We start from the raw sequence: 15,922 nt of genomic DNA, 5'->3' as shown, positions 1-15,922 counted from the left end.
GGACCATGCAACATAAGGCGACCGGCTCTCGATCGACTACTTGGCCACGCAACCCGTTAAATCAAAAGAACAATCTGGATAGGCACCGGCTGGCGCATCAAGATTCCGGCGCGCCTGGAACTGGCCCCAGAAGGCGATAACGTACTGTGAATAAAAGCAATACCCTGGACAGCGCGCAGCGCGTCGGCTTTGTCAGCCTCGGCTGTCCGAAGGCCCTGGTGGACTCCGAACAAATCCTGACGCGCCTGCGCGCCGAAGGCTACGAGATCGCCGCCGACTACGACGGCGCGGACCTGGTGGTGGTCAATACCTGCGGCTTTATCGACGATGCGGTGGCCGAATCCCTGGACGCAATCGGCGAGGCCATGGATGCCAATGGCCGGGTGATCGTCACCGGCTGCCTGGGCAAGGATGCCGAGCGCATCCACGAGACCCACCCGGGCGTGCTCGCCGTCACCGGACCGCATGCCTACGAGGAAGTCGTCGGCGCGGTGCACGAACACCTGCCGCCGCCGGCAACCCCGTTCGAGTCACTGGTGCCGCCGCAGGGGATCCGCCTGACGCCGCGCCACTACGCGTACCTGAAGATCTCCGAGGGCTGCAATCACCGCTGCAGCTTCTGCATCATCCCCAGCCTGCGCGGCGACCTGGTCAGCCGCCCGATCGGCGAGGTACTGGCCGAGGCGGAGCGCCTGGCCGCGGCCGGCGTGCGCGAAATCCTGGTGATCTCGCAGGATACTTCGGCCTATGGCGTGGACGTGAAGTACCGCACCGGATTCCATGGCGGTCGCCCGGTCCGTTCCGACATCGCCCACCTGGCCGAGGCGCTGGGCCAGCTCGGCATCTGGGTGCGCCTGCATTACGTCTACCCCTACCCGCACGTGGATCGACTGATCCCGCTGATGGGTTCGGGCGAGGAAGGCGGGATCCTGCCGTACCTGGACATGCCGCTGCAGCATGGCCACCCCCGGGTACTCAAGGCGATGCGCCGCCCGGCCGCCGCCGAGCGCGTGCTGGAACGCATTGCGAGCTGGCGCGAGCAGGTCCCCGACCTGACCCTGCGTTCGACGTTTATCGTAGGCTTTCCCGGCGAGACCGAGGCTGAGTTCGAGACCCTGCTGGAGTTCCTGCACGAGGCGCAGCTCGACCGCGTCGGGGCCTTTGCCTACTCGCCCGTGGAGGGCGCAGCGGCCAACGACCTGCCAGACCCGGTGCCGGAGGCCGTGCGCGAGGAGCGCCTGGCCCGCTTTATGGACGTGCAGGCCCGGATCAGCGCCGAACGGCTGCGCCGCCGGATCGGCAGCCAGCCGGTGGCGCTGGTCGACGAGGTGCACACGGACGGGACCGTAATCGCCCGCTCCGCCGCGGAGGCCCCGGAGATCGACGGCGTAATCCGCGTGGCCGGGGTCGACCCGGAGTCGGTGGATATCGGCGACTTCATCGAGGTCTCGATCACCCGCACGGACGAACATGACCTGATCGCCGAACTCCCTGACGACTGACAACAAGCTGACCGAACGGAAGCACTGATGAGCGATGCCCTGCTGGAAAGTGATCTCCCCGATCTCGAACTCGTCCATCGCGGCAAGGTGCGCGACCTGTACGCGGTCGACGCCGACCACTGGCTGATGGTTACCACGGACCGCCTGTCGGCCTTTGACGTGGTCCTGCCCACCCCGATCCCGGGCAAGGGGCGCATGCTGACCGCGATCACCGAGTTCTGGATGCGCAAGGTCGAACGTGAGCTGGACATTCCCAACCAGTTGACCGACGTCCCGCTGGAACAAGTGATCCCCGACCCGGCGATCCGGGCACCACTGGAGGGTCGCAGCCTGGTGATTCGCCGGCTTGAGGCGCTGCCGGTGGAGGCCGTGGTGCGCGGGTACCTGATCGGGTCCGGCTGGAAGGACTACCAGACCAGCGGCATGGTGTGCGGCATCCCGCTGCCGGCCGGCCTAGAACTGGCCTCGAAGCTGCCGGAGGCCATCTTCACCCCCAGCACCAAGGCGGCGGTTGGCGATCACGACGCGAACATTGACTTCGCCACCGTGGTGGACACGATCGGCAAGGAACGGGCCCGACAGGTACGCGACGCCGCGCTGGCGATCTACGCGATGGCGCGCGACTACGCGGCCGAACGCGGGATCATCATTGCAGACACGAAATTCGAGTTCGGGGTGGACGCCAACGGGACCCTGCATCTGATCGACGAGGTCCTCACCCCCGACTCCTCGCGCTTCTGGCCGGCCGATCAATACGTGCCGGGCCGCAGCCCCGAGTCCTTCGACAAGCAGTACGTGCGGGATTATCTCGAGACCCTGGACTGGGACAAGACCGCCCCCGGACCCGAGCTACCGCCCGATGTCGCCGAACAAACAGCCGCGCGCTACCACGAGGCCCTGGAACGCCTGACCCGCGACGCATGATCGAAATACCACAAGGCCTGTTCGTTACCGGGAGCGACACCGGGGTCGGCAAGACCTTTGTTGCCTGTGCCCTGCTGGCGGCCTGGCGCGCCGAGGGTCTGGCCCCGCAGCCGCGCAAGCCGGTGGAATCCGGCTGCCCCGAACGCGGCGGCACTCTGTTCCCCGAGGATGGCGCCGCCCTGACCGCAGCGGCTGGCCTGCCGGAGACGGCCGTAAAGGACGTAACGCCCTGGCGGTTTCCCGATGCCCTGGCGCCCGATCAGGCCGCGGCACGCCAAGGGGTGCAGCTGACCGTCGCGGAACTCGCCCGGGCCTGCGATGCGGATGGTGCCCCCCTGCTAGTGGAGGGCGCGGGTGGTTTCTATTCACCGCTGTGTAGCGATGGCCTGAACGCCGATCTGGCGCAGGCGCTGGGCCTTCCGGTGCTGCTGGTCGCCGAGGATCGACTGGGAATACTGAACACCTGTCTGCTGACACTGGAGGCGTTGGAACGGCGCGGTCTGCGACTGGCCGGGATCGTGCTGAATCGGCGCCGGGCCGATACCGATCCGTTGCTGGACAACGCAAGCGCGCTGACCCGTTACACCCCCGCGCCAATACTGTCGCTGCCGGAGGGGATCAGCCCGGAGGGCGCGACTCAGAAGCTCTCGACCTGGAAGTCGTCACGGCGGATACCGCCCTCGCCGGGGGGGACCTCGTCGAGGGTTTGATCCGGGCGCATATCGCCATTCCCGGCGGCAGGCTCGGCAGTGTCCTCGGCCTGTCGGAACGAGACCAGCAGATCGCGCAGCTCGCGCGTCCCGGCATGATCCACACGCCGGCTCTCAATGATGTGTACCGGCCGCTGCGACTCGCCGTAGTACGCGTCGTTGAAGTCGTCGCGCACGGTCAGGCGTGAACCGGAGAAGCTCATGCCCAGATAGGCCCCTCGCGCGCGCGAATAGGACAGGAAGTCCGCGGTCGGCGTGGACCCGCGCCCGGCCCCGACCGGTCCGGCCGCAACCGAGGCATCGGCCCCCAGACGGATGGCCGAACCGAACATCGAGTCGACCGCATCCTGGGTACGCGCCACCATGACCACCTCGGCGGCATCACCGCCGAACTGCATACCAAAGCTCACGGAACCCATGGAATAGAAGGCGACCGGGGAATAGTCGCCCTTGTCCTCGTCCCAGGCCAGGAACACACCCAGGCCTCCGGAGCCGCCCACGAGGAAGGCACCACGAGCGATACGCGGGAAGATAACGACACCGCGGGCGGTGCGCAGGTCTTCCTTGAGATGCTCGTATTCAGGGTGTGTGGCCAGACGCTCCAGGGTGACCTTCGCCCGGTCGACGATGTCCTGTGGGTCAACCTCGCGGCTGAACGGGTTTGCGTGGGCGGTGGCGGACAGCGCAGCCACCACCAGCGCGGTCAGGCAAAGATGGATCAGTCGCTGCATTGGGTGAACGCTCCGGATAGTTCGGAAATGGCGACATCATCGCATAAAAAAAGGGGGCCGAAGCCCCCTTTTCCGTGCTGCGATCCGCAGATCAGTTGACCTTCGGATCCAGCTCGCCGCTCTTGTAGCGGGCGACCATGTCGTCCAGCGAGATCGGCTTGATCTTGGACGCCATCCCGGCACAGCCGAAGGCCTCGTAACGCGCCTTGCAGATGTCCTTCATGGCCGCGGTGGAGGCCTTCAGGAATTTGCGCGGATCGAATTCCTTCTGGTTTTCCGCCAGGAACTTGCGCACCGCGCCGGTGGAGGCCATGCGCAGGTCGGTGTCGATGTTGACCTTGCGCACGCCGTGCTTGATGCCTTCCTGGATCTCTTCGACCGGCACGCCATAGGTCTCGCCCATGTCGCCGCCGTACTTGTTGATGATCTCCAGCCACTCCTGCGGCACCGAGGAGGAACCGTGCATGACCAGATGGGTATCCGGGATACGGTTGTGGATCTCCTTGATGCGCTCGATCGCCAGGATGTCACCGGTCGGCGGACGGGTGAACTTATAGGCCCCGTGAGAGGTACCAATGGCGATCGCCAGGGCGTCGCACTTGGTGTTCTTCACAAAGTCGGCGGCCTCGTCCGGATCCGTCAGCAGCTGGTCGTGGGAGAGTTTGCCCTCGGCACCGGAGCCATCTTCCTCGCCGGCCATACCGGTTTCCAGCGAACCCAGGCAGCCCAGCTCACCTTCCACGGACACCCCGCAGGAGTGCGCCATTTCGGAAACCTTGGCGGTCACGTCGCGGTTGTAGTCGTAGCTGGCCGGGGTCTTCATGTCGGGCATCAGGGAGCCGTCCATCATCACCGAGGTGAAGCCTGACTGGATCGAGCGCAGGCAGACCGCCGGCTCGGCGCCGTGGTCCTGGTGCAGGACAATCGGGATGTCCGGGTACTGCTCGGCGGCGGCCTCGATCATGCGACGCAGGAAGGGCTCGCCGGCGTACTTGCGCGCACCGGCGGAGGCCTGAATGATCACCGGAGAGTCGACCTCGGCGGCCGCCTCCATGATCGAATGGATCTGTTCCATGTTGTTCGCGTTGTAGGCCGGCATGCCGTAGCCATGCTCGGCGGCATGGTCCAGCAGTTGGCGAAGGGAGATCAGTGCCATGGGTTCCTCCTTAACGGGATCGGACTGACGTAGTGAAAAATCTTGGTATTGCCAGGGGGCGGCGCGTGCTCACAACTCATCGCCAACGCGCACGATCTTCATGGCGTTCGTACCACCATGTTCGCCCTGCAAATCGCCCTTGGTAATGATAACCAGCCCGCCATCCTGCACGACGCCCTCGGCCTGGAGCAAGTTGACCGCCTCACGGTTCAGGCTCTCGTGGCTTTCGGGAATCGGTTCCAGGATCACGGGATACACCCCTCGATAGAGTGTCATGCGGCGGCTGGTGGACTCATGTTGAGTCAGCGCATAGATCGGGATGCCGGAGCTGATGCGCGACATCCACAGGGCCGTGGAACCGGATTCGGTCAGCGCGGCAATGGCCGCCACGTCGAGGTGGTTCGCCGTGTACATCGTGGCCATTGCGATGGCCTCGTCCACGCGACCGAAGGTCGAATCCATGCGGTGATCCGACTGGCGAGCGGCGCGCTGGCGCTCGGCGGCCTCGCAGATCCGGTCCATGCTCTCGACCACCCGCGCCGGATAGCGACCCGTCGCGGTCTCGCCGGAGAGCATCACCGCGTCCGTCCCGTCGAGCACCGCGTTGGCCACATCGAAGACCTCGGCACGCGTCGGGATCGGGTTCTGGATCATGGTCTCCATCATCTGGGTGGCCGTAATCACCAGACGATTGAGGGTACGCGCCCGCGAGATCAGGGTCTTCTGCACCCCGGGCAGCTCGGCGTCGCCAATCTCCACGCCCAGGTCCCCGCGCGCGATCATGATCACCTCCGAGGCCGCGATGATCTCGTCGATCACCTCCAGGGCCTCGGAGCGCTCGATCTTCGCGCAGACACCGGCCTCCCAGCCGGCATCCTTCAGCAGGCTGCGTGCCAGATGCAGATCCTGGGCGGAGCGCGGGAAGGAAACCGCCAGGTAATCCACCTGCAGCTCGGCCGCCAGACGGATATCATCCCGGTCCTTGTCGGTGATCGCGGGGGCGGACAGGCCGCCACCCTGGCGGTTGATGCCCTTGTTGTTGGACAGCTCCCCCCCTACGACGACGGTCGTCTCGATGCGACCGCCGTTCACGGCGCCGACCTTGAGCACGATGCGCCCGTCATCCAGCAACAGGATGTCGTCGGGACGGACGTCCTGCGGCAGCTCCTTGTAGGTCAGGCCGACCTGGGTCGCATCGCCCGCGTCGCGGTCAAGATCCGCGTCCAGCGCGAATGACGCGCCCTCCTGCAAATGGACCCTGCCTTCACTGAATCGGTCGATACGGATCTTCGGACCCTGGAGGTCGCCAAGGACACCGACACAGCGACCGGCGCGGTCGGCCGCGGCGCGCAGGCGCTTGAGACGGGCACGATGGTCGTCCGGGTCACCATGCGAGAAGTTCAACCGGACGACGTCCACGCCGGCCCGGATGATGGCCTCCATGGCCTCGTCGGTATCCGTGGCCGGCCCGAGAGTGGCCACGATCTTGGTGCGTCTCATCCGCGTCGTTCTCCGTCAGCGGAGAGCGCGCCGAGGCATCAGCCGCGGGCGCGCTCTTCCAGGATGGCGACGGCCGGCAGGGTCTTGCCTTCCAGGAACTCGAGGAAGGCGCCTCCACCGGTGGAGATATAGCTGATGCGATCGGCCAGGTTGTACTTGTCGATCGCGGCCAGGGTGTCACCACCGCCGGCGATGGAGAACGCATTGCTCTCGGCGATGGCCTCGCCCAGGGCCTTGGTACCGGCGGCGAACTGGTCGAATTCGAACACGCCGACCGGGCCGTTCCAGACGATCGTACCGGCGTTGCGCAGGGCCTCGGCATAGGTCGCCGCGGTCTCGGGGCCAACGTCGAAAATCATGTCGTCATCGGCCACGGCATCGACAGACTTGGTCTCGGCCGGGGTGGACTCGGAGAATTCCTTGCCCACGGTCACGTCGGTCGGCACCGGGATCTCGCCGCCCTTGGCGCGGGCCGCCTCCATCAGGCGCTTGGACTCGTCGACCAGATCGGCCTCGTACAGCGACTTGCCGACACCGTGGCCCTGGGCCGCGATGAAGGTGTTGGCGATGCCGCCACCGACGATCAGCTGGTCGACCACACTGGACAGCGACTCCAGCACCGTCAGCTTGGTCGAGACCTTGGAGCCGCCCACGATGGCCACCAGCGGACGCTTCGGGGTCTCAAGCGCCTTGCCCAAAGCCTCGAGTTCCTTGGCCAGCAGCGGGCCGGCGCAGGCCTGCGGGGCAAACTTCGCCACGCCATGGGTCGAGGCCTGGGCGCGGTGGGCCGTACCGAAGGCATCCATCACGAACACGTCGCACAGGGCCGCATACTTCTTCGCCAGCGCCTCGTCGTCCTTCTTCTCGCCCGCATTGAAGCGGACATTTTCGAGCAGGATGACCTCACCCGGCTTAGCGTCCACACCGTCGAGGTAATCCCGCACCAGGCGCACTTCGCGGCCCAGCAGACCGGCCATGTGCTCGGCGACCGGGGCCAGGGAATCCTCCTCGGAAAACTCGCCCTCGGTCGGGCGACCCAGGTGCGACATCAGCATCACCGCAGCACCACCGTCCAGCGCCTTCTGCACGGTCTCGAGGCTCGCGCGAATGCGGGCGTCGGAGGTGACCTTGCCGCCCTTCACCGGCACGTTCAGGTCCTGGCGCACCAGCACACGGCGGCCGTTCAGGTCGAGATCGGTCATCTTGATGACAGACATGGGAGTACCTCTCGAAATTCGGTTGAGAAAAAAGGCTTCGGGCGAGCCCCGTGCGAGGCTCGCCCCAGGCCTCTGGACCCCGGAAAATCCGGGACAGGGAAAACGGCCGGGCCCGTCGGGACCCGACCGTCAGACCTTACTTGGCGACGTGCTCCACCATGCGCAGCATGTTGCAGGTGTAGCCGTACTCGTTGTCGTACCAGGCGACGACCTTCACGAAGGTCGAGTCCAGCTGGATGCCGGCACCGGCATCGAACACGGACGGGGCGGTGTAGCCACGGAAGTCGGTGGAGACCACCAGCTCGTCGGTGTAGTCCAAGACGCCCTTCAGTTCACCACCGGCCGCTTTCTTCATGGCCGCGCAGATGTCGTCGTACTTGGCTTCGCCGTTCAGTTCCACGGTCAGGTCGACCACGGACACGTCGGAGGTCGGCACACGGAAGGCCATACCGGTCAGCTTGCCGTTCAGATCCGGCAGCACCTTGCCCACGGCCTTGGCGGCACCGGTGGAGGACGGGATGATGTTCTCCAGGATGCCGCGACCGCCACGCCAGTCCTTCATGGACGGGCCGTCAACGGTCTTCTGGGTCGCGGTGGCGGCGTGCACGGTGGTCATCAGGCCACGCTTGATGCCGTAGTTGTCATGCAGGACCTTGGCCACCGGGGCCAGGGCGTTGGTGGTGCAAGAGGCCGCGGAAACCATGTTCTGGCCCGAGTAGTCGCCGTGGTTCACGCCATAGACGAACATCGGGGTGTCGTCCTTGGACGGCGCGGACATCACGACCTTCTTGGCGCCGGCGTCCAGGTGCTTCTGGGCGGTCTCGGCGGTCAGGAACAGACCGGTGGACTCGATCACGATATCGGCGCCGATGTCGCCCCACTTCAGCGCGGCCGGGTCCTTCTCGGCAGTCAGGCGAATGCGGTTGCCGTTCACCACCAGGTGATCGCCATCGACGCTGATGTCGCCCTCGAAGCGGCCGTGCACGGAGTCGTAGCGCAGCATGTAGGCCAGGTACTCGGGATCCAGCAGGTCGTTGATACCGACCACCTGCAGGTTCGGAAAGTCCTTGGCGATGGCGCGGAAGGCCATGCGGCCGATACGACCGAAGCCGTTAATACCAACCTTGATCGACATGGGATGTCTCCTCTCTTTCTTGCTTATGCGAAATCGATGCGGACGTAAGCTTAGCCGTTCAGCACGTCACGGGCGATCTGGGCGACGTTCTCCGGCTTGAAGCCGAAGTAGTCGAACAGGGCGCCACCCGGCGCGGACTCGCCGAAGCGATCCATGCCGAACACGGCGCCGTCCAGACCGGTGAACTTGTACCAGGTCGCGGTGGCGCCAGCCTCGACGGCCACGCGCTTGCGTACGGCGGCCGGCAGTACGGCCTCCTGGTAGGCGGGGTCCTGCTGCTCGAACAGCTCGACACAGGGCATGGAGACGACGCGCGCCTTCTTGCCTTCGCCGGCGAGCTCTTCGGCCGCCTTCACCGCCAGCTCGACCTCGGAGCCGGTCGCGATGAAGATCAGGTCCGGGGTGCCGTCGCAATCCTTCAGGATGTAGCCACCGCGGGCGATGTTGGCGAGCTGCTCGCCATCACGCTCCATATGCGGCAGACCCTGACGCGACAGGATGAACGCGGACGGACCGTCGGTACGCTCGATGCCGGCCTTCCAGGCGACGGCGGTCTCGACCGCATCGCAAGGGCGCCAGACGTTCAGGTTGGGGATCAGGCGCAGGCTCGAGGTCTGTTCGATCGGCTGGTGGGTCGGGCCGTCTTCGCCCAGACCGATGGAGTCATGGGTCAGCACGTACATCACGCGCTGCTTCATCAGCGCGGACATGCGGATGCCGTTGCGGGCGTAATCGGAGAAGATCAGGAAGGTGCCGCCATACGGGATAAAGCCGCCGTGCAGGGCGATGCCGTTCATGATCGCGGCCATGCCGAACTCGCGCACGCCGTAGTAGACGTAGTTGCCGGCGGCATCGTCCTTGCTGACACCCTTGGAACCGCTGTACATCGTCAGGTTGGAGCCGGCCAGGTCGGCGGAGCCGCCCAGCAGTTCCGGGACGGCCGGGGCCATGCCGGCGATCGCGTTCTGCGAGGCCTTGCGCGAGGCAACCTTCTCGGCCTTCTCGACGGTTTCCTTGATGTAGGCGTTGGCCTTTTCGGTCCAGTCGGACGGCAGGTCGCCGGCCATGCGGCGCTCGAACTCGGCGGCCAGCTCCGGATGCGCCTGCTTGTAGGCGGCAAAGCGCTCCTTCCACTCGGCCTCGGCCTTCGAACCCTTGTCCTTCGCGTTCCAGCCTTCGTAGATGTCGTTCGGGACCTCGAACGGGGCGTGGTTCCAGCCGAGCTCCTTACGAGTCAGCGCGACTTCGTCGTCGCCCAGGGCGGCGCCGTGGCACTCTTCCTTGCCGCACTTGTTCGGCGAACCGAAGCCGATCACGGTGCGGCAGCAGATCAGGCTCGGCTTGCCGGTTTCCTTGCGGGCCTCTTCAATCGCGGCCTTGACTGCATCGGCATCGTGGCCGTCCACGCCACGCACGACGTGCCAGCCATAGGCCTCGAAGCGGCCCGGGGTGTCGTCGGTGAACCAGCCCTCGACCTCGCCGTCGATGGAGATGCCGTTGTCATCCCAGAAGGCGACCAGTTTGCCCAGGCCCAGGGTGCCGGCCAGCGCGCAGCTCTCGTGGGAGATCCCTTCCATCATGCAGCCGTCGCCGAGGAAGGCGTAGGTGTGGTGATCGACGATGTCGTGGCCGGGCTGGTTGAAGTGCGCGGCCATCACCTTCTCGGCCAGCGCCATGCCCACCGCGTTGGAGATCCCCTGGCCCAGCGGGCCGGTCGTGGTCTCGACACCGGCGGTGTAACCGTACTCCGGGTGACCCGGGGTCTGGGAGTGCAGTTGACGGAACTGCTTGATCTCGTCCATCGGCAGGTCGTAGCCGGTCAAGTGCAGCAGGGAGTAGATCAGCATGGAGCCGTGGCCATTGGACATCACGAAGCGATCGCGATCGGGCCAGTGCGGGTTGGCCGGGTTGTGCTGCATGTAATCGTTCCACAGCACTTCGGCGATATCCGCCATCCCCATCGGCGCGCCCGGATGGCCGGAATTGGCCTTCTGGACGGCATCCATCGACAGGGCGCGAATGGCATTGGCAAGCTCTCTACGGGTCGGCATGCTGAACTCCTGCTCTTTCGAAATAGTGTTTGGGTTCGGCTGGCGGCGATCAGCGGCGCGGGGCGCCAGCGGCGGCCAGACCCGGACAGGTCGACCGATCGAGGGCACTCAGATCCTGCCGGCGCTCAAAGACACGGAACGGTCCGAGCAGCCCCAGCAAAGGCGATGCATTTTGGCCACTTTCCGCGATCGGGGCAAGTCGGCGCCAGGGCGCGCCAGAACGCGGTCTCGAGCTCATTCGCACGTCCCAGGGCCCCAAAAACACCGGGAGGGGGCTTAGAAAATCTCGGCGAGTTGCGTTACAGTACGGGTCGTTTTGCGCAAAACTAAATCGAAACGACCCACAAAGGAACGCCTAATGTCCAACGATTACATCTTCACCTCGGAATCGGTTTCCGCGGGCCATCCCGACAAGATGGCCGACCTGGTTTCCGACACCATTGTCGACGCCATCATCGAGCAGGATCCGCATGCGCGCATCGCCTGCGAGACCGCCACCAAGACCGGCATGGTCATGCTGCTGGGCGAGATCACCACCGGTGCCCAGATCGATTACGAGAAGCTGGTGCGCGATACGGTCTGCGAGATCGGCTACAACGATTCCGACGTCGGCTTCGACGGCAAGACCTGCGCTGTGCTGAACGTGCTGGGTGAACAGTCCCAGGACATCGCCATGGGTGTGGACCGCGACGTCTCCGACCGCGCCACCCAGGGCGCCGGTGACCAGGGCCTGATGTTCGGCTACGCCGCGCGCGAAACCGATACGCTGATGCCCGCCCCGATCTTCTACGCCCACAAGATGGTGCGCATCCAGTCCGAACTGATGAAGAGCGGCAAGCTGCCGTGGCTGCGTCCGGACGCCAAGTCCCAGGTCTCGCTGCGCTACGAAGACGGCAAGCCGGCCGGCCTGGATGCGGTGGTCCTGTCCACCCAGCACAGCCCGGACATCTCGCAGAAGGATCTGCAGGAAGCGATCTACGAAGAGATCTTCAAGAAGGTGCTGCCGAACGAATGGCTGAGCCAGGTCTCCGACGACAAGATCCACATCAACCCGACCGGCAAGTTCGAGATCGGGGGCCCGGTGGGTGACGCCGGCCTGACCGGCCGCAAGATCATCGTCGACACCTACGGCGGCATGGCCCGTCATGGTGGTGGCGCGTTCTCCGGCAAGGACCCGTCCAAGGTGGACCGTTCCGCTGCCTACGCCGGCCGCTACGTGGCCAAGAACGTCGTCGCCGCCGGCCTGGCCGACAAGTGCGAGATCCAGGTCTCCTACGCCATCGGCGTGGCCGAACCGACCTCGATCACCATCGACACCTTCGGCACCGGCAAGATCGACGACCGCAAGATCGAAGGCTTCGTGCGCGATACCTTTGACCTGCGCCCGTGGGGCCTGATCCAGATGATGGATCTGCTGCGCCCGATCTACAAGGCGACCGCCGCCTACGGTCACTTCGGCCGCGAAGACGTCGACCTCCCCTGGGAGCGCACCGACAAGGCCGAGGAACTCAAGAAGATGGCGGGCCTCTAAACAGACCCATATTTGGTAAGCGAAACACCCATCCGGCTGAGGAGCGCTGCAGCGGTTTACCGTCAGGCTCAGCCGGATGTCCCTTGAAACTTGAATACGGCGCTCATCCAGACCATAGGAGAAGTTATCCATGAATGCTGTGATGGATGCTAAGAAGACCAACGACTACGTCGTTAAAGACATCAATCTCGCCGAGTTCGGTCGCAAGGAAATTGCGATCGCCGAGACCGAGATGCCCGGCCTGATTCAGACGCGTGAAGAATTCGCGGCCTCCAAGCCGCTGAAGGGCGCGAAGATTGCCGGCTCCCTGCACATGACCATCCAGACCGCGGTTCTGATCCAGACCCTGGAAGCCCTGGGCGCGGACGTGCGCTGGGCCTCCTGCAACATCTACTCCACCCAGGACCACGCCGCGGCCGCGATCGCCGACAACGGCACCCCGGTCTTCGCCGTGAAGGGCGAGACCCTGGAAGAGTACTGGGACTACTGCCACCGCATCTTCGAATTCGACGGCGGTGCCAACATGATCCTGGACGACGGCGGTGACGCCACGCTGCTGCTGCACATCGGCGCCAAGGCCGAGAAGGACCAGTCCGTCATCTCCAACCCGGAGAACGAAGAAGAAGTCGCCCTGTTTGCCTCGATCAAGGATCGTCTGGCCAAGCAGCCGAACTGGTACTCCGAACAGCTCGCCAAGATCCAGGGTGTGACCGAAGAGACCACCACCGGTGTCCATCGCCTGTACCAGATGGCGAAGGACGGCGAACTGGCCTTCCCGGCGATCAACGTCAACGACTCGGTCACCAAGTCCAAGTTCGACAACCTGTACGGCTGCCGCGAGTCCACCGTGGACTCCATCAAGCGCGCCACCGACGTGATGATCGCGGGCAAGATCGCCGTGGTCGCCGGCTATGGCGACGTCGGCAAGGGTGCCGCCCAGTCGCTGGCCGGCCTCGGCGCCACCGTGTGGATCACCGAGATCGACCCGATCTGCGCCCTGCAGGCCTCGATGGAAGGCTTCCGCGTGGTCACGATGGACGAGGCCGCCGACAAGGCCGAGATCTTCGTTACCGCCACCGGTAACAAGGACGTGATCACCGAAGATCACATGACCCGCATGAAGGACCAGGCCATCGTCTGCAACATCGGTCACTTCGACTCCGAGATCGCCGTGGCCGCGATGCGCAAGTACGAGTGGGAAAACATCAAGCCGCAGGTTGACCACATCATCCTGCCGAACGGCAACCGGATCATCATGCTGGCCGAAGGCCGCCTGGTGAACCTGGGCTGCGGCACCGGTCATCCGAGCTTCGTGATGTCCAACTCCTTCACCAACCAGACCCTGGCTCAGATCGAGCTGTGGACCAAGGGTGACCAGTACGACAAGAACGTCTACGTGCTGCCGAAGCACCTGGACGAGAAGGTCGCTCAGCTGCACCTGAAGAAGCTGGGTGCCAACCTGACCCGTCTGACCGACGATCAGGCCAAGTACCTGGGTCTGCCGGTGGATGGCCCGTTCAAGCCGGAACACTACCGCTACTGATCGGCCAGCCTCACATTTCAATTCGTTGTTAATGTGAACGCCGGGGCGGGCCGCATGTTCGTGCGGTCCGCCTTCTTTTTGTCTGGAGGACAAACATGTCTGACCAAAAACGCGTGTTCAGCGTTGAATTCTTCCCGCCCAAGGACGAGGCCGGGGCCGAGCGTCTGGCCAAGGCCCGCAAGCGCCTGGGCACCCTGAAACCCGAGTTCTATTCCGTCACCTTTGGTGCCGGCGGCTCCACCCGCGACCGCACCCTGGAAACGGTCAGGGACATCATCGACAAGGACGGCATCCCGGCCGCCCCGCATGTCTCCTGCATCTCCTCTACCCGAGGCGAGCTGTATGACCTGCTGGCGACCTACCGTGACATCGGGGTCAAGCGCATCGTCGCGCTGCGCGGCGACCTGCCGTCCGGCACCAAGAACTCCGGCGGTGATTTCCGTTACGCCTCCGAACTCGTCGAGTTCGTGCGCGCCGAGTTCGGCGACCAGTTCAAGATCGAGGTCGCAGCCTATCCGGAATTCCATCCGCAGGCCCCGAATGCCGAGAAGGATCTGGAAAACTTCAAGACCAAGGTGGATGCCGGCGCCGATGCCGCAATCACCCAGTACTTCTACAACGTGGACGCCTACGAAGCCTTCATGGAACGGGTGGAGAAGATGGGCATCACCATCCCGATCATTGTCGGGATCATGCCGATCACCAACTACACCCAGATCGTGCGCTTCTCCGAGATGTGCGGCGCCGAAATCCCGCGCTACATCCGCAAGCGCATGGAGGCCTATGGCGACGACAAGGAGTCGATCCGCAAATTCGGGATCGAGATCGCCACGCGCCTGACCGACGACGTGCTCGAGAAAGGTGCCCCGGGCATCCACTTCTACTCGATGAACCAGGCCGGTCCGACCGAGACCATCTGGAAGAATCTGGACCTGGACAACCGTCGGTAACGCCCGATGCGCTGCCCCCGGCTGCTGATCACCGACACGGATCTGGCCGCGGGGCAGTCCATTTCCGCGTCGCAGGACCGGCTGCACTACGCCACCAACGTCCTGCGTCTGAAAAACGGTACCGCCTGCCGGGTGTTCGACGGCCAGGGCAACGAATTCCACGCCCGCCTGGAGATCACCGGACGTCGGTCCGGCACCTTGCATCTGGGTGACCGCGCCGCCGCCCCCACCACACCCGCACGCCCCATTGAACTGCTCCAAGGCATTGCCCGCGGAGACCATATGGACCTGGCCGTACAAAAGGCGGTAGAGCTGGGTGTCAGCGTGATCCGGCCAGTGCTCTGCGAACGCAGCCGCTCGGCCGCCGCCCACAGGGGGCTGGAGAAGCGCCACGCCCACTGGGCCGGGATCATCCAAGCCGCAGCCGAACAGTGCGGCCGCAACGAGTTGCCCTTTCTGGCCCCACCTGCCGAGTTGAACGAGGCGCTGAGTACCACTTCACCCACGCTAGACCTGGTCGCCGACGAACAGGGGCGACCACTGTCCAGAATCCTGGACGAGGCCACCCCGCCACATGCCGTTCGGATACTGATCGGGCCGGAAGGAGGGCTGACAAACGATGAACGCCACGACACGCTCAAGGCGGGTTTTCAACCAGTCGCCATCGGCCCCCGCACCCTGCGCACGGAGACGGCGGCCATCAGCCTTCTGACCCTGGTGCAATGGAAACTCGGGGATCTCGACAGCGGGACCGCCCTCACCTAGGGAGACGCTGATTTAATCGCACGTCCGCGTTGGTGCCCCCTGTTTTCCGAGACAAGGCGCGTCGTGCAGCGGGTAGTGGTTCTACCCGCCCGTTCTTGATGGATTCGGGGCGCAACGCAGGATCGGGGAACAGGGGGCACCAACCCCACAAGCCATCGAAAGCAGGGGCTCGGCCGCCCGTTGTTGATCAAAAACGGGCGCGCGCAC

13 protein-coding genes and 1 riboswitch are annotated in these 15,922 nt (G+C 64.8%); of the genes, 7 read left to right on the top strand and 6 right to left on the bottom strand.

Going from position 1 to position 15,922, the window contains the following annotated elements; translation table 11 throughout:
- Nucleotides 1–146: 146 nt before the first annotated feature.
- Genes rimO through bioD form a run of 3 tightly spaced genes read left to right on the top strand, consistent with a single transcriptional unit; the run spans nt 147 to nt 3,136 of the window.
- A complete protein-coding gene (gene rimO / locus C935_RS0111435) occupies nt 147–1,502 on the top strand; it encodes a 30S ribosomal protein S12 methylthiotransferase RimO (RefSeq protein WP_018862631.1) in 1,356 nt (451 codons plus the stop codon).
- A gap of 27 nt (nt 1,503–1,529) precedes the next feature.
- Nucleotides 1,530–2,426 carry a phosphoribosylaminoimidazolesuccinocarboxamide synthase gene (locus C935_RS0111430; RefSeq protein WP_018862630.1) on the top strand — a complete coding sequence of 299 codons (897 nt, stop codon included), beginning with the start codon at nt 1,530–1,532 and terminating at the stop codon, nt 2,424–2,426.
- On the top strand, nt 2,423–3,136 hold the full coding sequence (bioD, locus tag C935_RS0111425) for a dethiobiotin synthase (protein WP_018862629.1): 714 nt from the start codon (nt 2,423–2,425) through the stop codon (nt 3,134–3,136). Before C935_RS0111430 ends, bioD begins: the two co-directional genes overlap by 4 nt.
- On the opposite strand, the gene C935_RS0111420 is transcribed toward bioD, so the two are convergent.
- The 6 genes from C935_RS0111420 to tkt all read right to left on the bottom strand — a co-directional run bounded on the left by C935_RS0111420 (nt 3,064) and on the right by tkt (nt 10,926).
- Nucleotides 3,064–3,867, bottom strand: coding sequence for a lipid-binding SYLF domain-containing protein (locus tag C935_RS0111420; RefSeq protein ID WP_018862628.1), 804 nt, complete (start codon nt 3,865–3,867; stop codon nt 3,064–3,066). The genes bioD and C935_RS0111420 overlap by 73 nt on opposite strands.
- 91 nt (nt 3,868–3,958) lie before the next feature.
- Nucleotides 3,959–5,023: a class II fructose-bisphosphate aldolase gene (fba, locus tag C935_RS0111415; RefSeq protein WP_018862627.1), complete on the bottom strand. Its 1,065-nt coding sequence runs from the start codon at nt 5,021–5,023 to the stop codon at nt 3,959–3,961.
- 69 nt (nt 5,024–5,092) lie between these two features.
- Nucleotides 5,093–6,523: a pyruvate kinase gene (gene pyk, locus C935_RS0111410; protein WP_018862626.1), complete on the bottom strand. Its 1,431-nt coding sequence runs from the start codon at nt 6,521–6,523 to the stop codon at nt 5,093–5,095.
- A 38-nt stretch (nt 6,524–6,561) separates the two neighbouring features.
- Complete coding sequence (locus tag C935_RS0111405) at nt 6,562–7,740, bottom strand: phosphoglycerate kinase (protein WP_018862625.1); 1,179 nt, start codon at nt 7,738–7,740, stop codon at nt 6,562–6,564.
- Between the two features lie 136 nt (nt 7,741–7,876).
- On the bottom strand, nt 7,877–8,875 hold the full coding sequence (gene gap / locus C935_RS0111400) for a type I glyceraldehyde-3-phosphate dehydrogenase (RefSeq protein WP_018862624.1): 999 nt from the start codon (nt 8,873–8,875) through the stop codon (nt 7,877–7,879).
- A gap of 50 nt (nt 8,876–8,925) precedes the next feature.
- Nucleotides 8,926–10,926 (bottom strand): transketolase, encoded by a 2,001-nt coding sequence (gene tkt / locus C935_RS0111395; protein WP_018862623.1) that lies wholly within the window; start codon nt 10,924–10,926, stop codon nt 8,926–8,928.
- A 358-nt stretch (nt 10,927–11,284) separates the two neighbouring features.
- Here tkt and metK point away from each other — a divergent pair, with 358 nt between their 5' ends.
- From metK to C935_RS0111375, 4 genes are all read left to right on the top strand, one after another.
- Nucleotides 11,285–12,457, top strand: coding sequence for a methionine adenosyltransferase (metK, locus tag C935_RS0111390; RefSeq protein WP_018862622.1), 1,173 nt, complete (start codon nt 11,285–11,287; stop codon nt 12,455–12,457).
- A gap of 32 nt (nt 12,458–12,489) precedes the next feature.
- Nucleotides 12,490–12,569: riboswitch (S-adenosyl-L-homocysteine riboswitch) on the top strand.
- Nucleotides 12,570–12,587: 18 nt separating this feature from the next.
- Nucleotides 12,588–14,000, top strand: coding sequence for an adenosylhomocysteinase (gene ahcY, locus C935_RS0111385; protein WP_018862621.1), 1,413 nt, complete (start codon nt 12,588–12,590; stop codon nt 13,998–14,000).
- A gap of 95 nt (nt 14,001–14,095) precedes the next feature.
- On the top strand, nt 14,096–14,950 hold the full coding sequence (gene metF, locus C935_RS0111380) for a methylenetetrahydrofolate reductase [NAD(P)H] (protein ID WP_018862620.1): 855 nt from the start codon (nt 14,096–14,098) through the stop codon (nt 14,948–14,950).
- Between the two features lie 6 nt (nt 14,951–14,956).
- Nucleotides 14,957–15,715 (top strand): 16S rRNA (uracil(1498)-N(3))-methyltransferase, encoded by a 759-nt coding sequence (locus C935_RS0111375; protein ID WP_018862619.1) that lies wholly within the window; start codon nt 14,957–14,959, stop codon nt 15,713–15,715.
- Nucleotides 15,716–15,922 lie beyond the last annotated feature (207 nt).

This window comes from Thioalkalivibrio sp. ALJ3, from assembly GCF_000377205.1.
Lineage (GTDB): Bacteria > Pseudomonadota > Gammaproteobacteria > Ectothiorhodospirales > Ectothiorhodospiraceae > Thioalkalivibrio.
The sequence above is the reverse complement of the archived record's forward strand: the minus strand, read 5'-3'. Positions and strand labels throughout refer to the sequence as shown.